Source organism: Ruegeria sp. HKCCSP351, from assembly GCF_017872535.1.
Taxonomy (GTDB): Bacteria; Pseudomonadota; Alphaproteobacteria; order Rhodobacterales; family Rhodobacteraceae; genus Ruegeria.
Genome location: NZ_JAEDOV010000004.1, coordinates 103,473 through 123,395, shown reverse-complemented (window position 1 = coordinate 123,395; position 19,923 = coordinate 103,473). Strand labels below are relative to the sequence as shown.

Annotated in this window: 19 protein-coding genes; 13 read left to right on the top strand and 6 right to left on the bottom strand. The window is 61.1% G+C overall.

Translation table 11 applies throughout. From position 1 onward, the window contains the following. Positions 1–8 precede the first annotated feature (8 nt). The 3 genes from I9182_RS10235 to I9182_RS10225 all read right to left on the bottom strand — a co-directional run bounded on the left by I9182_RS10235 (position 9) and on the right by I9182_RS10225 (position 2,452). Entirely contained in the window at positions 9–638 is a 630-nt protein-coding gene (locus tag I9182_RS10235; RefSeq protein WP_209598172.1) for a LysE family translocator, read from the bottom strand. Between the two features lie 314 nt (positions 639–952). Beyond that, positions 953–1,825 (bottom strand): S-methyl-5'-thioadenosine phosphorylase, encoded by an 873-nt coding sequence (locus I9182_RS10230; protein WP_209598171.1) that lies wholly within the window; start codon positions 1,823–1,825, stop codon positions 953–955. Positions 1,826–1,891: 66 nt separating this feature from the next. Continuing rightward, the gene (locus I9182_RS10225) at positions 1,892–2,452 is read right to left on the bottom strand and encodes a hypothetical protein (protein WP_209598170.1); all 561 of its coding nucleotides are present in this window, start codon (positions 2,450–2,452) and stop codon (positions 1,892–1,894) included. Positions 2,453–2,617: 165 nt separating this feature from the next. Between I9182_RS10225 and I9182_RS10220 the strand changes: the two genes are divergently transcribed. Next, positions 2,618–4,252 (top strand): SulP family inorganic anion transporter, encoded by a 1,635-nt coding sequence (locus I9182_RS10220; RefSeq protein WP_209598169.1) that lies wholly within the window; start codon positions 2,618–2,620, stop codon positions 4,250–4,252. 136 nt (positions 4,253–4,388) lie between these two features. Here the strand turns inward: I9182_RS10220 and I9182_RS10215 are convergent, their stop codons facing one another. Further along, complete coding sequence (locus tag I9182_RS10215) at positions 4,389–4,994, bottom strand: flavin reductase family protein (protein ID WP_209598168.1); 606 nt, start codon at positions 4,992–4,994, stop codon at positions 4,389–4,391. A gap of 72 nt (positions 4,995–5,066) precedes the next feature. Here I9182_RS10215 and I9182_RS10210 point away from each other — a divergent pair, with 72 nt between their 5' ends. The 5 genes from I9182_RS10210 (at position 5,067) to I9182_RS10190 (ending at position 8,129) form a co-directional block, all read left to right on the top strand. Continuing rightward, positions 5,067–5,561: an N-acetyltransferase gene (locus I9182_RS10210; RefSeq protein ID WP_209598167.1), complete on the top strand. Its 495-nt coding sequence runs from the start codon at positions 5,067–5,069 to the stop codon at positions 5,559–5,561. Positions 5,562–5,613: 52 nt separating this feature from the next. Then, positions 5,614–6,357, top strand: coding sequence for an EcsC family protein (locus I9182_RS10205; RefSeq protein ID WP_209505635.1), 744 nt, complete (start codon positions 5,614–5,616; stop codon positions 6,355–6,357). Positions 6,358–6,497: 140 nt separating this feature from the next. Beyond that, on the top strand, positions 6,498–6,959 hold the full coding sequence (locus tag I9182_RS10200; RefSeq protein WP_209598166.1) for an NUDIX hydrolase: 462 nt from the start codon (positions 6,498–6,500) through the stop codon (positions 6,957–6,959). A gap of 72 nt (positions 6,960–7,031) precedes the next feature. Next, complete coding sequence (locus tag I9182_RS10195; RefSeq protein WP_209598165.1) at positions 7,032–7,487, top strand: DUF1178 family protein; 456 nt, start codon at positions 7,032–7,034, stop codon at positions 7,485–7,487. 3 nt (positions 7,488–7,490) lie between these two features. Continuing rightward, entirely contained in the window at positions 7,491–8,129 is a 639-nt protein-coding gene (locus I9182_RS10190; protein WP_209598164.1) for an SDR family NAD(P)-dependent oxidoreductase, read from the top strand. Here I9182_RS10190 and I9182_RS10185 read toward each other — a convergent pair. After that, positions 8,123–8,479 carry a hypothetical protein gene (locus I9182_RS10185; RefSeq protein ID WP_209505644.1) on the bottom strand — a complete coding sequence of 119 codons (357 nt, stop codon included), beginning with the start codon at positions 8,477–8,479 and terminating at the stop codon, positions 8,123–8,125. The genes I9182_RS10190 and I9182_RS10185 overlap by 7 nt on opposite strands. A gap of 165 nt (positions 8,480–8,644) precedes the next feature. Here I9182_RS10185 and I9182_RS10180 point away from each other — a divergent pair, with 165 nt between their 5' ends. The 6 genes from I9182_RS10180 to I9182_RS10155 all read left to right on the top strand — a co-directional run bounded on the left by I9182_RS10180 (position 8,645) and on the right by I9182_RS10155 (position 17,453). Further along, positions 8,645–9,883 carry an aspartate kinase gene (locus tag I9182_RS10180; RefSeq protein WP_209505646.1) on the top strand — a complete coding sequence of 413 codons (1,239 nt, stop codon included), beginning with the start codon at positions 8,645–8,647 and terminating at the stop codon, positions 9,881–9,883. Between the two features lie 46 nt (positions 9,884–9,929). Beyond that, positions 9,930–12,173, top strand: a complete 2,244-nt coding sequence (gene ptsP, locus I9182_RS10175; RefSeq protein ID WP_209505648.1) for a phosphoenolpyruvate--protein phosphotransferase — start codon at positions 9,930–9,932, stop codon at positions 12,171–12,173. Positions 12,174–12,320: 147 nt separating this feature from the next. Continuing rightward, a complete protein-coding gene (gene zwf / locus I9182_RS10170) occupies positions 12,321–13,766 on the top strand; it encodes a glucose-6-phosphate dehydrogenase (protein WP_209598163.1) in 1,446 nt (481 codons plus the stop codon). A gap of 2 nt (positions 13,767–13,768) precedes the next feature. Continuing rightward, entirely contained in the window at positions 13,769–15,574 is a 1,806-nt protein-coding gene (gene edd, locus I9182_RS10165; protein WP_245220531.1) for a phosphogluconate dehydratase, read from the top strand. Between the two features lie 4 nt (positions 15,575–15,578). Further along, positions 15,579–16,211 carry a bifunctional 4-hydroxy-2-oxoglutarate aldolase/2-dehydro-3-deoxy-phosphogluconate aldolase gene (locus I9182_RS10160; RefSeq protein WP_209505652.1) on the top strand — a complete coding sequence of 211 codons (633 nt, stop codon included), beginning with the start codon at positions 15,579–15,581 and terminating at the stop codon, positions 16,209–16,211. A gap of 51 nt (positions 16,212–16,262) precedes the next feature. Continuing rightward, a complete protein-coding gene (locus I9182_RS10155) occupies positions 16,263–17,453 on the top strand; it encodes an aminotransferase class V-fold PLP-dependent enzyme (RefSeq protein ID WP_209598162.1) in 1,191 nt (396 codons plus the stop codon). 127 nt (positions 17,454–17,580) lie between these two features. Here I9182_RS10155 and I9182_RS10150 read toward each other — a convergent pair whose 3' ends face one another. Beyond that, positions 17,581–18,696, bottom strand: coding sequence for a pyridoxal phosphate-dependent aminotransferase (locus I9182_RS10150; RefSeq protein WP_209598161.1), 1,116 nt, complete (start codon positions 18,694–18,696; stop codon positions 17,581–17,583). Positions 18,697–18,786: 90 nt separating this feature from the next. Between I9182_RS10150 and I9182_RS10145 the strand changes: the two genes are divergently transcribed. Next, on the top strand, positions 18,787–19,857 hold the full coding sequence (locus tag I9182_RS10145; protein ID WP_209598160.1) for an SMP-30/gluconolactonase/LRE family protein: 1,071 nt from the start codon (positions 18,787–18,789) through the stop codon (positions 19,855–19,857). Positions 19,858–19,923: the final 66 nt, after the last annotated feature.

The following is a 19,923-nucleotide window of genomic DNA, read 5'->3' as shown; positions in this document are numbered from 1 at the left end:
AAAAAGGGTTAGGCCGGGCGGCGCAGAACTGCCGTGGCGAAACCCATCCCGATCAGAGTCAGCCCGCCAAACCGCGTCATGCCGGTGATCACGCTGGCGCGGCCAATCAGCCGCCGCAACCGGTCGGCCAGCAACGCATAAGCCAGCGCATTCAGCCAGGCCAGTCCGACGAAAGTGGCGATCAGGATGGCAAATTGCGGCCCCAGCGGTTCAGCCGGGCGCAGGAACTGCGGCACAAAGGCGATGAAAAAGGCGATGGATTTCGGGTTCAGTGCCGTGACTGCGGCCGCATGTCCAAACACGCTGCGGGGGGTGACATCCCGCCCGGTCGCGACCGTTCCCAAACCACTTGCCGGGGCGCTGCGCAGCAGTTTAACCCCAAGCCAGACCAGATAGGCCGCTCCGACCCATTTGAGGACGGAAAACAAGGTGGCCGAGGCCAGAACAAGCGCGCCCAGTCCCAACAAAGACGCGGTCATTGCCACAAGATCCCCCACAGCGACCCCTGTGGCCGAGGCCACGGCAACGCTGCGCCCCTTGGACAGCGCATAGCTCAGCACCAACAGCACGGTTGGGCCAGGGATCAGCAGCAAGGCGGTGGATGCGGCAACAAAGGCCAGCCAGAGTTCCAGAGACATAAGGGTCTGCTCGCAATACGTTCCTTTGGTACCGCTATAGCCAAACTACCAGTGCTTGACAATTTTCATGGCGACCAGCTTTCGGGCCCTTCAAATCGGTCGGATCAGGCCGAGACTTGCACGAAAACTGATACGAGTGCGATCCGTCACAACCGTCGCATTCTTGCGGCGAGTATCCCGGCAGAAAGTACCCGCATCCCCTGTGCCCGGACAGTTTCGAGCGCAAGGGTCGATGCCATGCTTGGACGCTTGAACAACGTGATCCGGAAAACCGATCTGCTGTCGGCTGCAATGCCCGACGCGTCGCGCAGAACCTACAGAATCCGACCCGCAACCGCGTCCAGCTTGGCCAACAACGCCGGATCGCGCTTTTCGGGCGCGGTGAGGATGGCATATTCCAGCGCCCGGTCACAGCCATGCGGGCAGGGCGCGCGGTTGGTCCTCAGCAGGGCGGGAAGGCCTTTGACCAGTGCACGGCCCTTATCGGCATTGCCGGTCAGGGTCGCAATGATGGTGGTCACATCCACCTCGCCATGATCCGGGTGCCAGCTGTCAAAATCGGTGACCATCGCGATTGAGGCATAACAAAGCTCGGCTTCGCGGGCGAGCTTGGCTTCGGGCATGTTGGTCATGCCGATCACGTCGCAGCCCCATTGCTCGCGATACATCTTCGATTCCGCAAGAGACGAAAACTGCGGCCCTTCCATCGCCAGATAGGTGCCGCCGCGATGGATCGTGATACCGGCAGCCTTGCCTGCGGTCTCACAGGCGTCCGACAGGCGCGGGCAGGTCGGGTGCGCGACGCTGACATGGGCGACGCAGCCTGTTCCGAAAAAGCTCTTGTCGCGCGCAAATGTCCGGTCGATGAATTGATCGACGATGACAAAATCGCCCGGCGCCATGTTTTCGCGAAACGACCCGCAGGCCGAGACCGAGATCACATCCGTCACACCAATCCGTTTCAGCGCGTCGATATTGGCGCGATAAGGCACATCGGTGGGCGAATGCACATGTCCGCGCCCATGACGGGGCAGAAAGGCCATGGCGACACCGTCCAGCGACCCGGTCAGGATCTGATCCGAAGGTGCCCCCCAAGGGGTATCGACACTGACCCATTCCGCATTTTCCAGCCCATCGATGTCATAGATGCCTGATCCGCCGATAACGGCAATCCTGGTTTGGGTCACTGTCCTGCTCCGCCTGAGATACTGATATTGAATTTGTGCGGGTTCGACCCGAAATTGACAAGAGGTCTATTCCTGTTTCGCCAGCAGGTTACGCTGTTGAGATTGGGTGTTGAAATCCGCCCAGGCGGCTCCAAACTCATCCAGCGGCCACGTCAGGTCCTGCGATTGACCATGCCTGTCACGAAACTCAAAACGATACGCATCCCCGTTCAGCATGGCTTCCAGCAGGCCGTCGGCGCGATGCTCCTCGAACGTACAGCTTAACCCTGTCAGGCAACCGGGACGCCGCGTGCGCCAGATCACATCCTGTTCTTTCTCGATGCGGAATCCAGAAGGGTTGAAGAAGGTACCCGCCTCAATCCCGAATTCGATTTTGAAACCATCTGGCTCGGGTGTGATGAACATGAATTGGGCCGCAAATTTCGGACGCGAGGAAAATACCTCGGCGCGCCGTAAGTAACAGCGCTGCACCAAAGCGTCGTTTTCGTCACGTTCATCACAAATCGAATTCCAGATACCGAAAATCTCATGGTGCGTGACGCGCCAGTTTCCAGCCGTGTCATTCCCTTGCAAATCCTGGGCAAAAGCGGGCAGGGCCGATAGAAATATGAGGGCTATCCAACGCATGAACTCACATTTGGGTACTTGGCCCCGGCGCCGCAAATCACGTTGCTGAGAGGCAAGTTATGCGCTGTGTGCATGGCTGCATCCCACCTGCTGCGGTGGCTTAACAGCCGCTCCCCCGCTACAACGACCCCTTCGCGCGAACATAAAATCCTATAGGACTGTCCAATGCCCCGAGCCTTGCTGGCAAGTTTTGCCAACCGTATCGCCATACCCGATCTGCGCTGGGTGCCGGATGAGGGGTTGACCTTCTCTCGTCTGCGGATCGAGCTGCTGTCCGGCCTGACTGTGGCCCTCGCACTGGTGCCCGAGGCCGTGGCCTTTGCCTTTGTGGCAGGCGTGCATCCGCTGGTTGGCCTTTATGCCGCGTTCCTTGTGGGGCTCATCACCGCGCTGATCGGCGGGCGACCCGGCATGATCTCGGGCGCGACCGGCGCGCTGGCGGTCGTCATGGTGGCGCTGGTGGCCGAGCATGGCGTCGAATACCTGTTCGCAACGGTGGTTCTGATGGGGATACTCCAGGTTATCGCCGGGGCGATGCATTGGGGCCGCTTCATCCGACTGGTGCCGCACCCGGTGATGCTGGGCTTTGTGAATGGCTTGGCCATCGTGATCTTTCTGGCCCAGATGGGCCAGTTCAAGGTGCCGGGTACCATGGAAAACACCGGTCACGGCATGGGCGGTGGAGAATGGCTCTCGGGTGTGCAGCTATACACCATGCTGGGCCTTGTGGCACTGACCATGGCGGTGATCTGGGCGGTGCCGCGCATCACGCGCATCATTCCTGCGCCTCTGGCCGGTATTCTGGTTGTCGCTGCGCTGGTGATCGGTCTGGGGCTGGATGTCCCACGCGTCGGTGATCTAGCCTCGATCGAAGGTGGTCTGCCTGCCTTCCACATCCCCATGGTTCCGCTGAACTGGGGCACGCTTGAGATCATCCTGCCCTACGCCGTCATTCTGGCCGCAATTGGCCTGATCGAATCCCTTCTGACCCTGAACCTTGTGGGCGAGATTACCGGCAAGCGCGGCGGAGCCTCTCAGGAATGTATCGCGCAGGGTGCGTCGAATATCGCGACCGGCTTTTTCGGTGGCATGGGTGGCTGCGCGATGATCGGTCAGTCGATGATCAACGTGAAATCCGGTGGCCGGACCCGTATCGCCGGGATCGCCGCGGCGCTGTTTCTGCTGACCTTCATCCTGTTTGCCTCACCGCTGATCGAGCAGATTCCGCTGGCCGCGCTGGTCGGGGTGATGTTCATGGTGGTGATCGGCACCTTTGCGTGGAACTCGTTCAAGATCCTGCGCAAGGTTCCACTGACCGACGCCTTTGTCATCGTTCTGGTCACTGTGGTGACAGTGATGGAAGACCTCGCGGTCGCCGTTGTTGTCGGCGTCATTGTCTCGGCTCTGGCCTATGCTTGGAACAACGCCAAGCGCATCCACGCAGTCACCCGCGACTCGGCGACCGAAAAAGGGGCGAAGGTCTATGAAATCCAGGGGCCGCTGTTCTTTGGGTCATCGGACGGCTTTATCGAACTCTTCGATGTGCCGAATGACCCGGAAACCGTCATCGTCGATTTCGCTGAAAGCCGTGTGGTGGACCAGTCGGCATTGCAAGCCATCGAAAACATCGCGGCCAAATACGAGGCAGCAGGTAAACGCGTCATGCTGCGCCACCTGAGCCGGGATTGCCACAAGCTGCTGAACAAGGCAGGCCACCTGATGGTCGACAGTGATGATGACCCGGATTACGAACTGGCGGTTGATTATTCTGTCCGTACCGGCATTCTGGGCGGCCACTGATCCTTTTGCGAGGCTCTGCCTCGCGCTCCGGGATATTTGAAGCCAGATGAATGAAGGATCCCTGCTTCATCTGGCCAAAAAATATCCCGGGGGAGCCGCCCGGAACGGGCGGTGGGGGCAGAGCCCCCCGACAATCTCAATCATCCGGGCGATTGAGCGAGAACAACTCGGACACGACCGAATAATCCCGGTACCCAAGACGTGCCAGAGGTTTGAACGAGGTTACATCGAACTTGCCCTCCCGGATGTGGTCGTCGAGCAGATGCACGCCTGTCACTTCACCAAACACGACGCGGTTGGCCGCGCCGGGCAGGGTCACGATCTGGGTGAGCTTGCATTCCAACGCCGCCGGGGCGCCTTGTACACGAGCGCAGGGGATGGTTTCGCATTCGACCGGGGTTAATCCGGCATGGGCAAACTCGTCCACCTCCTTCGGAAGACTGGCCGAGCTGGCATTCATCGCGTCCTGATGCGCATGGGCCACGACATTCACACAGAATACGCCAGTCGCCTCGATATTGGCGATACTGTCCTTGCCGCCGACCTGATCGTGTTTCGTGCCGGTTGTGGCAAACATCACCTGTGGCGGTGTGTAAGCAACCCCGTTGAAAAAGGAGTAGGGTGCCAGATTGTTGATCCCATCCGCATCACGGGTCGAGATCCAGCCGATCGGGCGGGGCGTGATAATGGCGTTGAACGGGTTGTGCGGCAGGCCGTGGCCGTCTTCGGGGCGGTAGAACATCATATCTCCAAGCGTTTGCCCAAGGCGTAACGAAGTGCTAGGGCGATTTCCAGCAAGGAAAAGAGGGCGGGTGTGCAGCAATTCGGGATCAGGCCGGAAGAGCCGGACGATTGGTGGGAGGTCGAGGCCCTCTATGACCTGTGCTTTGCGCCGGGCCGTGAGGCGTTGTCGTCCTACCGGTTGCGCGATGATGTGCCACCGGTTTCTGGCCTGTCTCTGGTCGCGCGCGACGGTCAGGGCATTCTGGCTGGGGCGATCCGCTTCTGGCCGGCCCATGTGGGCGAACACGATGCATTGCTGCTGGGGCCAGTTGCCGTGCACCCGACGCACCAAGGTGAGGGTCTGGGCGCGTATCTGATCCATGCCGGTGTTGAAGCCGGGCGCAAACTCGGATGGCAGCGGGTCATGCTGGTCGGTGACGAACCCTATTACAGGCGATTTGGTTTTGCGCGGCTGCAAGGTGTCGAGATGCCGCCGCCCACCAACCCTGACCGGGTTTTGGGGTTGGAACTGACACCCGGCGTCTGGTCCGGAGTTCAGGGGGCCGTCACCCGCTGGACCCGCTGACCTATTGAATCGGCGTGGCTTAACGCCGATGTTGATAGGCAGGAGGACGCACATGCAGAACGTGGTTCTTGTCGAAAACGTGGATGCCGAGGCTGAACTGGATCGTTTGGCGGGTTATTACCGATCTGCCGGAGGGGCCGGTGTCAAATTGCTGAACAAGCTGGGCGGATCAGCCGAGTCCCTGCTCGAGCAACTGCCCGAACCGGTTCGGAACGGCCTGACAGGGGCCACCGAGCAGGCGTTGTGGCTTGCGATGCACGCGGCTCAAGGGTCCCGGCGTGCGATCCCTGATCAGCAGCCCTGGGTCAATACCGCGCTTACTACGGCCATGGGTGCGGCCGGTGGACTGGGCGGTGTTTCGACAGCCCTGATGGAGCTGCCTGCAACAACCGCCATGCTGTTGCGCGCCATTCAGGGGGCCGCTGCACGCGAAGGTTTCGATCCGTCTGCCGAGAACGTAAAGTTCGACTGTGTGCGGGTTTTGTCCGCATCGGGCCCACTGTCGCATGATGACGGTGCGGATCTTGGCTTTTTCTCGGTGCGCCTGACACTGACCGGACCGGCCATGCAGCGTCTGATTGCTGCCGTGGCACCACGCTTTTCAATCGTGCTGGGGCAAAAACTGGCGGCACAGTCTGTCCCGGTGCTCGGCGCGTTGGCCGGTGGTGGAACGAACTATGTCTATTCGCGCTATTACCAGCAAATTGCGCGCGTGCATTTCGGCCTGCGAAGATTGGCGGTTGATGCCGATATCCCGCATGACGAGCTGGTGAAACAGCTGTCGACCCGCATGTAGCCAACAGATGCACGGAAGCACCAGACTTGGCGGATGCCACTCCATGTGGTAGTTTGTAAAGCAGCTGCCGCTAAATAGGTGGGTCATGCCTGCCTATATGGAGGGCAAACCCGTTACGTGAACAAAAGGTGCGTCACGCGATGAATGCAAGGCCGGTGCTGCGTGAATTACCTGAGACTTCGGAACACCCTGTTTTGCGGCAATCCGCTGCCCTGTGTTACCGGATACGGCATGGCCAGCCAGAGGTTTTGCTGATTACAACGCGTCAGGCCCAGCGCTGGATTATCCCTAAAGGGTGGCTTATCCCCGGGCTGACCCCATCAGAAACCGCAGTGCAGGAAGCCTGGGAAGAAGCGGGCGTGACGGGGCGATGCAGCAAAGCGGGGCTGGGGCAGTTTCTGCACGTCAAGCACCGCCCAAATCAGCCTCCGACCTTGATTCTGGTTGATGTTTTTGCGCTGCATGTACAGACAATGTCGCAGGACTTCCCCGAAAAGCACGAGCGCAGGCGCAAGTGGTTTGCGCCTGAAAACGCGGCCCAAAAGGTCAGATCACCCGAGCTTGCCGAATTGTTACGCGACTTTAAGACCCATACACATTAAGATAGTACCAGAGAGGCTTGATATTGTCAGTCTGGTCGGTATCTATTCGCCAATCGCAATTTTGGACTGAACATGATTCAATACGCGTTGAAATGCAGTGAAGGCCACACATTCGACAGCTGGTTTCAATCTGCCGAAGCCTTTGACAAGCTGGCTTCTGCAAAGATGGTGACCTGCGCGATCTGCGGATGTGCGCAGGTTGCGAAGGCGATCATGACACCGCGTGTCCGTCCGGCCCGGAATGCAAAAGGAAAAACCGAAAACGCGCCTGTTTCCAACGAACGGATCAACGTTGCCACCCCTTCGCCCGAGATCGAGAAAGTTCTGGCCGAGATGCGCCGCCATGTAGAAAAGAACTCGGACTACGTCGGCAAGGATTTTGCAAGCGAAGCACGCAAGATGCATCTGGGAGAGGCGCCAGAGCGCTCGATCTACGGTGAAGCCAGACCGGATGAGGCGAAATCGCTGATCGAAGATGGCGTGCCGGTGGCGCCACTGCCGTTTCTGCCCAGCAGAAAGACCAACTGATCCATGCATGTCGTAATCACCGGTGCCAATCGCGGTATCGGTCGCGCCCTTGCCGTGCGCTACGGCACCCGCGGTGACGTGGTCACCGGAACTGCGCGAGATGGCAGCGCAAAGGTGCGTCTGGACGTGTCGGACCCGGCCCAACAGGCGGCAATGGCCGAACAGTTGCAAGACCAGCCCGTTGATCTGCTGATCTGCAATGCCGGGGTCTATCTGGACAAGGGGCACACGCTCAACGACTACCCCGCCGATATGTGGGCGCAAAGCTTTGCCACCAACGTGACCGGCGTTTTCCTGACTGTTCAGGCGTTGTTGCCCAATCTGCGCGCCGCAGGCGGCAAGGTCGCGATCATCTCGTCTCAGATGGCGTCCCATACGCGGGCGCCGGGGGGCAGCTATATCTACCGCGCCTCCAAAGCGGCGGCGCTGAATCTGGGGCGAAACCTGGCGACGGATCTGAAAGCCGACGGGATCGCCGTGGGCATCTATCATCCGGGCTGGGTACAAACCGACATGGGCGGTGGCGCTGCTGATATTGATGTCGATCAGGCCGCCTCCGGCCTGATGGAACGCTTTGAGGCCCTGTCGATCAGCTCAACCGGCTGTTTCGAAACCTATGACGGTCAGGCGCACGTTTACTGACGGGTCAGTGCCGCTTTGGGAATCTCATAGACCTCACCGGGTTCAATATAGACCACAAGCAGGTCACCCAGCGTTTCATAGGTCATCTTCGAGGTCGAGCTGCTGGACTCCGGCGCACCATCCTTGAAATAGATGTTGCGCACCTTGCCACCCCCCAAAGCCACGGCCAGCGTCGTGGTGCCGTCGTCATGGTGGCGCAGCTCTGCATTGCAGCTTTGCATCGGGTCGCCGGCATTTGCGGCGCAGGGCACCTTGCCCAGTGCATTCTTTCCGTCCGTGCCTGCCACACTGGCAACCTGCGCCAATGCAGGCGACGACAACAAAGTAACGGCAAGGGCTAGGCGAAACATGGGGAACCTCTTGATTTGGTTGTTACTCGCAGGCTGACACTGCACCTGCGCAATGTAAAGCGGCCCTGTGCCACAGGCGGGTCCTGTTTGCGCTCTTGCTCTTGGGGTGCCCCTCGCTTATGAGGCTCGGGACCTCTAATCCAAGGCGCGGAGACTTTTGCCCCCATGCCCGTACTCGTTATGAAATTCGGCGGCACTTCGGTTGCCAACCTGGACCGCATCCGCCGCGCAGCCAAGCGTGTTGGCGTCGAAGTTGCCAAGGGCTATGACGTGATTGTCATCGTTTCGGCCATGTCGGGCAAGACCAACGAGCTGGTGGGCTGGGTGAACGAGACCTCGCCGCTGTTTGATGCACGCGAATACGATGCTGTTGTATCTTCGGGAGAAAACGTCACCGCTGGGCTGATGGCGCTGACATTGCAGGAAATGGATGTTCCTGCGCGCAGCTGGCAGGGCTGGCAAGTGCCGCTGCTGACAACCAGTGCGCACAGCCAGGCGCGGATCGAAGATATCCCGACCACGAACATCACCCAGAAATTTGACGAAGGCATGAAAGTGGCCGTTGTAGCCGGGTTTCAGGGGCTCAGCCCCGAAGGCCGCATCACCACGCTGGGCCGGGGCGGCTCGGACACCACTGCCGTGGCTTTTGCCGCCGCGTTTGGTGCGGAACGCTGCGATATCTATACTGACGTGGATGGCGTCTATACCACCGATCCGCGCATCTGCGAAAAGGCGCGCAAGCTGCACAGGATCTCGTTCGAGGAAATGCTCGAACTGGCGTCGCTGGGCGCCAAGGTGCTACAGACCCGCTCGGTCGAACTGGCAATGCGCTACAAGGTGAAACTGCGCGTTCTTTCAAGTTTCGAAGAACAATCCGACGAGGCCGGTACGCTGGTCGTTGACGAGGAGGATATCATGGAATCCAATGTTGTGGCCGGTGTGGCCTATTCCCGTGACGAGGCCAAGATGACCGTCGTTTCAGTGGCGGACCGTCCCGGTATCGCCTCGACCATCTTCACCGCGCTCAGCGATGAGGGCGTCAATGTCGATATGATCGTGCAGAACATCTCGGACGAGGGGCGCACGGACATGACCTTCTCGTGCCCCACCGATCAGGTGGTCCGCGCCGAAAAAGCGCTGATGGCGATCAAGGACAAGGGCGAGCTCAATTATGCTGAACTGGTCGCTGATACCGGTGTCTGCAAAGTTTCGGTGGTGGGAATCGGTATGCGTTCGCAATCGGGTGTCGCAGCCAAAATGTTCAAGATACTCTCGGATGAGGGGATCAACATCAAGGTCATCACAACCTCCGAGATCAAAATTTCCGTTCTTATCGACAGGAAATACATGGAACTTGCCGTTCAGGCACTGCATGATGCCTTTGAACTGGACAAGGCGGCCTGAGCTGATCGGCCAAGGGTTTCGCCTGACGCACTGAATTGGTTGGGCCATGGCAGACGGCACGGAAACAGAATCCCGCAAGCTGCTGGGGCGGTTGCGCGAGGCGATGGCCAGCGAAGCCGCTGGGCAGGAGCGTCTTGATCAGATCACCCATCTGATCGCTGACAGCATGCGCAGCGAAGTGTGCTCGATCTATCTGTTCCGCGATGATGAGACCCTGGAACTCTGCGCGACCCAGGGACTTGCGCCTGAGTCGGTACACCAGACCCGGATGCGCATGGGCGAGGGGCTGGTGGGCCGGGTCGCCAAGACCGGCAAGGTGGTCAACACCCCGGACGCGCCGTCTGAAAAAGGGTTCCGGTATATGCCGGAAACCGGGGAAGAGCGGTTTTCGTCCTTTCTCGGCGTGCCGGTGCAGCGCCTTGGGGAAAAGCTGGGTGTTTTGGTTGTCCAGTCCCGCAAAGCGCGTGAATTTTCCGCCGACGAGATCTATGCGCTGGAAGTGGTGGCCATGGTGCTGGCCGAAATGGCCGAACTGGGCGCCTTTGTCGGCGAAGGCGCGGCCCTGTCGCCACGGCACCAGCAATCGGTCCTGCTGCGCGGCGGCCCGGCGCAGGAAGGCTCCGCCGAAGGCCATGTCTGGCTACATGAACCCCGCGTGGTTGTCACCAATCCGATCGCCGAGGACCCGCACCGGGAACGCGAACGACTGAATGAGGCGGTGGAAGAGCTGCGCGTCGGCGTCGACAAGATGCTCGAGATTTCCCGGGATGGTGACACTGAACAGCTCAAGGTGCTGGAAGCCTACCGGATGTTTGCCAATTCCAAAGGCTGGATGCGCCGGATGGAAGAGGACATTGCCCTGGGGCTAAGCGCCGAAGCCGCGGTCGAGAAAGAACAATCCCAGGCGCGCGCCCGGATGGGGCAGGTGTCTGATCCCTATCTGCGCGAACGGCTGGCGGATCTTGACGATCTCAGCAACCGTTTGTTGCGCATTCTGACCGGGCAGGGAAAAACCGACAGCGCCGATCTGCCGCCCGACCCGATTCTGGTCGCACGCAATATCGGCCCCGGCGACTTGCTGGAATACGGGCGGGCGCTGAAGGGGATCATCCTCGAAGAAGGTTCAGTCGGCAGTCACGCCACCATTGTGGCCCGTGCGCTGGCGATCCCTCTGGTGGTCCATGTGGGCCGGATCACGACCGAAGCGTTGAATGGCGACCACGTGCTGGTGGATGGCGATCAGGGCGTTGTTCACCTGCGCCCCGAAGACAGCGTGGTCGGCGCCTTCCGCGACAAGATCGCGATGCAGGCCAAAGCGCAGGAACGCTATGCCTCGATCCGCGAAACGCCCTGTATCACACGCGACGGAACGCGCATCAATCTGGTGATGAACGCAGGCCTTATGGCCGACCTGCCGTCGCTGGGAACATCAGGTGCCGAAGGTGTTGGCCTGTTCCGAACCGAGCTGCAATTCCTGATCCGCAATCAGATGCCCAAACGGTCCGAGCTTGTCACCCAGTATCAGCGGGTTCTGGATGCGGCAGGTGACAAAAGGGTGGTGTTCCGCACACTGGATATCGGGTCCGACAAGGTGCTGCCCTATATGAAACACGTGGCCGAACCCAACCCGGCCCTGGGTTGGCGCGCCATTCGAGTCGGTCTGGACAAACGCGGTGTGATGCGGATGCAGTTGCAGGCCCTTCTGCGCGCCGCCAATGGCCGCCCGCTGACCATCATGTTCCCCTTTGTCGCGCAGGCCGAGGAATATCGCGAAGCCCGCTGGGAGGTGAACAAAACCATCGAACGCGAAAAGCGACTGGGCCATGTTCTGCCCGAAACGCTTGAAGTCGGCGCGATGCTGGAAACTCCATCTCTGGCCTTTGCGCCGCAAAAGTTCTTTGACGAGGTCGATTTCATCTCGATCGGCGGGAATGACCTCAAGCAGTTCTTTTTTGCGGCTGACCGCGAAAATGAACTGGTCCGCCGGCGCTATGACACGTTGAATGTCAGTTTCCTGAGCCTGATGGAACGCATTGTCGAACGGTGCGGGCTTTCGGACACCCCGCTCAGCTTCTGTGGCGAGGATGCGGGCCGCCCGGTCGAGGCGCTGTGCCTTGCGGCCATGGGTATTCGCACCCTGTCGATGCGCCCGGCGTCGATTGGTCCGGTCAAAAGCCTGTTGCTGCGGTGTGACCTGATGGAGGTACGCAAAATCATCGCGGACGCACGCCATCGTGGCGAACAATCCGTGCGCCCGGCCGTGATGGAATGGCTGCGCAGTCAGGTATAGCCCGCAAAACCTCGCTTTTTGGGAAACTATGCTTGATTTTTTCGCGCGGGCTTTTTATCACGCAGGCAATGTTAGCGGTAACAGTGTGCCGCAGAGCCGTTTCATGCCGTGCTGACTGATATCGGCAAACTCGAGAAGGAGCCTGTGATGGTTTCACGCGTAATTCCGGTAGAGCCGTTCGATCTTGTGTTGTTCGGCGCGACCGGGGATCTGGCGCAACGTAAGATCCTGCCGGGCCTGTACCACCGGTTCGAGGTCGGCCAGATGCCCGATGGGGCGCGGATCATCGGCACGGCGCGCTCGCATATCGACAGCGACGGGTTTCGCGATCAGGTCCGCGCGTCGATGCAGGAATTCGCACCGAAGTTCAAAAAGGACACGCTGGACCGGTTTCTGTCCCATGTTGAATACGTGCCGGTAGATGCACTGGGCGATGCCGGATGGTCCGATCTGTCCAAGGTGCTGCGCCCCGACGTGGTGCGGGCCTTTTACCTGTCAGTGGGTCCCAGCCTATTTTCGGGCATTGCGCAGCGCCTGCATGATGCCGGTCTGGCTACGCCGGACAGCCGCATCGTTGTCGAAAAGCCTTTCGGCCATGATCTGGCCTCGGCCAAGGCGCTGAACGAAGGCTTGCGGGCGTGTTTCAAGGAACACCAGATTTACCGGATCGACCATTATCTGGGCAAGGAAACCGTGCAGAACCTGATGGCGCTGCGCTTTGCGAATTCCCTGTTCGAGCCGCTTTGGAACTCGACCCATGTCGATCATGTGCAGATCACAGTGGCGGAAACCGTCGGGGTCGAAGGGCGCGGGGCCTATTACGATCAATCCGGCGCGATGCGGGACATGATCCAGAACCATCTGGTGCAATTGCTGTGCCTGACCGCGATGGAACCTCCGTCAAAGTTCTCTCCCAATGCAGTGCGTGACGAGAAGGTCAAGGTGATCGAGGCGCTGGAACCAGTCGAACCCAGGGACATCGCCCGTGGTCAGTATCGCACGGGCAAGGGCGGTGACGGATACCTTGATCACGTTGGCAAGCCGGCCAGCCGCACCGAAAGCTTCATTGCACTCAAGGTCCATATCGGCAACTGGCGCTGGGCCGGGGTGCCGTTCTACCTGCGCACAGGCAAACGCCTGCGCGCCCGTGCCTCTGAAATCGCGGTGTTCTTCCGCGACCCGCCACACACGATCTTTCCCAATGTCGGCCCGTTGCATGGCAACGTACTGGTGATCCGCTTGCAACCTGACGAAGGCATCACCCTGCGCACAACGATAAAGGAACCGGGGCAGGGCGGGTTCCGCCTGTCCGATGTTGCTCTGGACATGAGTTTTGCCGACGCGTTGGGTGATGACTCGCAATCCCCGGACGCATATGAACGCCTGATCATGGATGTCATCCGGGGCGATCAGACCCTGTTCATGCGTGGGGACGAGGCCGAGGCCGCCTGGGCCTGGGTCGATCCCATCATTCACGGCTGGGAACAGCGCGGGGACAAACCCGCCAAGTACGATCAGGGCAGTTCAGGCCCCGAAGAAGCACTGATGCTGATGCATCGCGATGGGCGTCGCTGGCGTCAGATCGGAGGGTAATCATGGTTCACTCTGTCATTTCCGACGTCACCAAACGGATCATCGACCGCAGCGCCGATCTGCGTGGTCCCCATATCGACCGGATGGAACAGGCCAGATCCAAAGGTCCCGCCCGTGCGCACCTGTCCTGCAGTGGTCAGGCCCATGCCTATGCGGGTGCGGGTGAAGACCAGCAATCCATGGCCACCGGCACGGCGGGCAATCTGGGCATCGTTACCGCCTATAACGACATGCTGTCCGCCCATCAGCCCTTTGAACGGTACCCCGCCTTGATCCGCGACGCGATCCGCGCCGCCGGAGGCACTGCTCAGGTCGCGGGTGGCGTGCCAGCCATGTGCGACGGTGTCACCCAGGGCGAAGCAGGGATGGAATTGTCGCTGTTTTCACGCGACGTGATCGCTCTGGCAACTGGCGTAGCACTCAGCCACAACACCTATGACGCGGCAGTCTTCCTCGGCGTCTGCGACAAGATTGTCCCCGGTCTTATCATCGGCGCGCAGGCGTTCGGCCATCTGCCTGCCGTGTTCCTGCCCGCAGGGCCAATGACCAGCGGCCTGCCTAATGACGAAAAGGCCAAGGTCCGCCAGAAATTCGCTGCCGGAGAGGTCGGGCGCGACGAACTGATGGCCGCCGAAATGGCGGCCTATCACGGTCCCGGCACCTGCACTTTCTACGGCACCGCCAACACCAACCAGATGCTGATGGAATTCATGGGCCTGCACTTGCCGGGCTCCAGCTTCGTCAATCCCAACACGCCCTTGCGCGACGCGCTGACACAAGAGGGCGCGCGCCGCGCCCTGTCGCTCAGTGCGCTGGGAAACAGCTATACCCCTGTTTATCAGGTGCTCGACGAACGGGCCTTTGTGAACGGCATCGTCGGCCTTATGGCGACCGGAGGTTCGACCAATCTGCTGATCCACCTGATTGCCATGGCGCGCGCTGGTGGTATCGTTCTGGACTGGCAGGATTTTTCCGATATCTCCGCCGTGGTCCCGCTGGTCGCGCGGGTCTATCCCAACGGTCTGGCCGACGTGAATCACTTCCACGCCGCAGGCGGACTTGGGTTCACCATTGGCACGTTGCTCGAAGAAGGTTTGCTGCACCCCGATACGTTGACCGTTGCCGGGCAGGGCCTGCACAATTACACGCGCGAGCCCAAGCTGATCGATGGTGAGCTGACCTGGCAAGACGGCGCGGGCCACAGCCTGAATGACAAGATTGTCCGCCCCGCCCGCGACCCGTTCCAGCCCACCGGCGGCCTGTCGCGCCTGACCGGAAATCTGGGCACCGGGGTCATGAAAGTATCAGCCGTCGCGCCAGAACATCAGGTCGTCGAAGCGCCCGTGCGGGTGTTCCACGATCAGGATGAGGTGAAAGCCGCGTTCAAAGCCGGAGAATTCACCGGTGACGTCATCGTCGTGGTCCGGTTTCAAGGCCCCAAGGCCAACGGGATGCCGGAACTGCACTCGCTGACGCCCATGCTGTCGATCCTCCAGGGCCGGGGCCAGAAAGTGGCGCTGGTCACCGATGGCCGCATGTCTGGCGCTTCCGGTAAAGTGCCCGCCGCCATCCATGTTGTCCCCGAGGCGCTCGACCGCGGCCCCATTGCATACCTTCAGGACGGTGACATCCTGCGTGTTGACGCGGTCAGGGGTGATCTGGAAATCCTCACCGCAGGCGTTCTGGACCGCGCGCCCGTCACCACCGATCTATCCGCCAATCAACACGGCGCAGGGCGCGATCTTTTTGGCGCGTTCCGCCAGAATGTCGGCTCGGCCGACACCGGTGCCAGCATTTTCGGAGTTTAACCTCATGTCCAAATCCCAACGCACCCGTGAAATCTGCGCACTGGCGCCGATCGTTCCGGTTCTGGTCGTCGATGACGTTGCGCAGGCCCGCCCGCTGGCCGAGGCATTGGTCGCCGGCGGTCTGCCAGCGCTCGAGGTCACCTTGCGCACGCCCGCCGCGCTCGACGCGATCCGCGCGATGGCCAAGGTGCCCGGCGGCGTGGTCGGCGCAGGTACGCTGGTCACACCCGAAGACGTCCGCGCCGCCAAAGAGGCGGGCGCGCAGTTCGGCGTCTCTCCGGGCGCAACCGACGCGCTCATCGCGGCGTGCGAGGCCGAGGGCCTGCCCCTGCTGCCCGGCGCGGCCACGGCCAGTGAAGCGATGGCATTGCTGGAAAAAGGCTATGACATGCTGAAATTCTTCCCGGCCGAGGCCTCGGGCGGCGCGCCCGCGCTCAAAGCCATCGGTGCGCCCCTGCCGCAGATCAGTTTTTGCCCGACAGGCGGGGTGTCGCCGTCCAACGCCCGTGACTATCTGTCCCTGTCCAACGTGGTCTGCGCCGGTGGCAGTTGGGTCGCGCCCAAGCAGATGGTCGAAAGCGGTGACTGGGCCGGGATCGAAACACTTGCGCGCGAGGCATCAAAGCTGGCGGATTGACGCCGCGAAGCCCCTCGGTAATGTGGGCGTCACCTCAGACAGGCTGACCCCATGACACAGACATCTGCCCTCTCCCAGGGGCGAACTTATTTGGCAATCCCGGGCCCCTCGGTGATGCCGGACGCGGTCCTGCAGGCGATGCATCGCCCGTCGCCCAATATCTACGATGGCGCGCTCATCGACATGATGCCCGACCTGACCCGCGATCTGCGCCGGGTTGCTCGTACAGGCCATGACGTTGCCATCTACATTGCCAATGGTCACGGCACGTGGGAGGCCGCTCTGTCCAACGTGATCGCCCCCGGCGAAACCGTTCTGGCTCCTGCCTCGGGCCGGTTCACCCATGGCTGGGCCGAGATGGCCGAAGGCATCGGGGCAAAGGTGCAACTGATCGAATTCGGCACCTCATCTGCCTGGGATCTCGACCGGATTGCCGACGCTTTGCGCGCGGATAAAGGCCACCAGATCAAGGCTGTTCTCGCGGTTCATGTGGACACATCAAGCTCGATCCGCAACGATATCCCGGCGCTGCGCAAACTTCTCGACGATCTGGACCACCCGGCGCTGTTGATGGCCGATTGCATCGCCTCGCTGGGATGCGACCGGTTCGAGATGGATGAATGGGGCGTCGATGTCACGGTCACCGCCTGCCAGAAAGGCCTGATGACCCCCGCAGGCACAGGCTTTGTCTTTTTCAACGACAAAGCACAGGCCAAGCGGGCCGCCATGCCGCGTGTGTCACGATATTGGGACTGGCAGCCGCGCGCTAACCCTGACCTGTTCTACCAGTATTTCGACGGTACCGCGCCGACACATCACCTCTATGGTCTGCGTGCTGCGCTCGACCTGATCCATGCGGAAGGGATCGAACAGGTCTGGGCCCGCCATGAACGTCTGGCCACCGCCATCTGGGCGGCCTGCGAAACATGGGCCGAAGGCGGCGCGCTGCATCTGAACGTTGCCGACCGCGCCCGCCGCAGTCACGCCGTCACTGCCCTGCGCCTGACCGGAGGCCGCGGCACGGCCCTGCGCGCGTTCACCGAACATCAGCTGGGTCTGACACTGGGCATTGGTCTTGGGATGGAGGACTACGACAGCTGTTTCCGCCTCGGGCATATGGGTCATGTCAACGGGCAGATGGTGATGGCGATGCTGGGCGGTATGGAAACGGCCATGACCGCGCTTGATATCCCCCGTGGCAAAGGCGCGCTCGAGGCCGCAGCTGCCGTCCTGGCCGCCTGACACGCCTCAGACGAACAGCACCGATCCGCCCCTTCATCTGGCCAAAAATATCCTCGGGGGGATCGCGCTTTGCGCGATGGGGGGGCAGACAGCCCCCCCTTTGACCCGATGGCAAGACAGACCAGCGCTAGCCCGTTTTTGCCCGCACTTCCGCTAGCGCCTTGGGCAAGGCGACCGCAAAAGCATCCAGATCTGCTGTGTCACCACAGCTTACCCGGATGCACCTGTTCTGGGGCGCTGCAAACGGCATCCGGACAAACAGGCCCCGCGCAACCAAAGCCTCCAGTACCGCTTTGGCGAAATCGCCATCCCGCCCGCAATCAATCGCCACGAAATTGGTGGCCGAGGGCAGGGGCTCCAATCCGTTCTCGCGGGCAATCGTTCCTATCCGCTCACGCGCCTCTGCGATCTGTGTTTGAATGTGCTCCAGCCAGGCGCCATCCTGCAACGCGGCCAGCGCCCCGGCCTGCGCCGCGCGGTTCATGCCGAAATGGTTGCGCACCTTGTTGAAGGCTGCAATCAGGTCGGGCGCTCCCATGGCATAGCCAACCCGTGCTCCCGCCATGCCATAGACCTTGGAAAATGTCCGCATCCGGATCACGCGGGGGTCGTCTGCGCTGACAGGTGCCGCAGTCCCTTCTGGCGCGCATTCCACATAAGCCTCGTCCAGAATCAGCAGGCAACCGTCGGGCAGGGCGTCCATCGCCGCCACGATATCCGCGCCGGAATGCCAGCTGCCCATCGGATTGTCCGGATTGGCCAGATAGACCAGTTTTGCACCCACCTCGGCCGCCTTCGCAAACAGGGCCGCCGGGTCTTCGTGATCCCCGGCATAAGGGACCTTGTGCAGAACGCCACCGAACCCGGCCACATGATAATTGAACGTCGGATACGCCCCGTCCGAGGTCACAACCGCATCCCCGGGCCCTACAATCAGACGCACAAGATAACCCAGAAGCCCGTCAATCCCTTCGCCTACGACGATATTTTCGGGGGTTACCCCATGATGCTCGGCCAAAGCTTGGCGCAGATCGTGGTTCTCGGGATCGCCATACATCCAGATATCAGACGCGGCCTGCTCCATAGCCCGGATCGCGCGGGGCGAGGGGCCAAACACGCTCTCATTGGCCCCAAGACGGGCAATGAACGCCGCGCCGCGCTGACGCTCTTGCGTTTCGGGGCCCACAAAGGGCACGGTGGCGGGCAGGGATTGGGCAAGCGGGGTGTATCGAGGTCCTGTCATGCCTGCAGATAACCCCAAGCCCGGGCTTCGGGCAAGCGCGCACCTCATTCCGCGCGTCAGAGCGTATTGAAACATAAGTAAGGAGCGCAGATGCGCATACTGTCTGCCATTGTTCTTCTGGGCCTTGCCTATCTTCTGTTCTGGCCCGTTCCCGTTATCCCCGTCGCCGTTGAGATGCCGGAAGATGCAGGTTTCACAGGAGATTTCGCCGAGAACACAGCGCTGGATGCCGCGCAGCTGATCCGCCTGCCGGATGGGGAAACCGGCCCCGAAGACATCGCCATCCTGCCCGGCGGCGCGGTCTATACGACCAGCCGGTCCGGCACGCTCTATCGCATAGACGGGGCTGACCCTGTTGTGGTCGACCAGCTTGGCGGGCGTCCTCTGGGCCTCAGGGCCGGGCCGGATGGCGCGCTCTATATAGCCGACAGCTTTCGCGGGGTGATGCGCTGGACCGGGCCGGGCACGTTTGAATCCGTGGTGGCCGATATCGACGGTGCGCCCGTGGTCTATGCAAACCAACTGGACGTGGCACAGGACGGCACGATCTATTTTTCGAACTCCTCTGACCGGTTCGATCCCGAAACCATGGGCGGAACCAAGCCGACCTCGGTCCTGACCATCTGGGAACAATCCGATACAGGCTATGTCGCGCGTCACAACCCCGATGGCCGCACCGAAAAGATTGCCACTGGGTTCGTCTATACCAATGGCATTGCGCTCTCACCTGACGCAGATTTCCTGTTGATCGCCGAAACCGGCCGCGCACGGGTGCACAAGCTGTGGCTCAGCGGGCCGAAAGCCGGTCAGCAAGAGGTCCTGCTGGACAACCTGCCGGGCTATCCCGACAATCTCGAAGCACAGGGCGATGGCACCTACTGGATGGCCTTTGCCAGCCCGCGCGTTCCGTCCGAGGCGCTGATGCCATACCCCTTCCTGCGCAAGGTGGTCTGGCGGCTGGGCCCGGCTGTGCGCCCCGCGCCGATCCACCGGGGTATGCTGGTGCAGTTCGACGGTGAAGGCACGATCCTGCGCACGCTACAGGATCCGCAGGGCCGTATTGGCATCACGACAGGGGGCCGGATCGTGGGCGATCAGTTTTATGTCATGACGCTTGATTCCCCCTGGTTCGGGCGGATGCCTGTCAGCGATATGCCCTGACGTCGCAGTGGAAATCGGCGTCCCGTCCGGGCATGGTCGCCGCAACTGAATTTCGGGAGGTCCCCC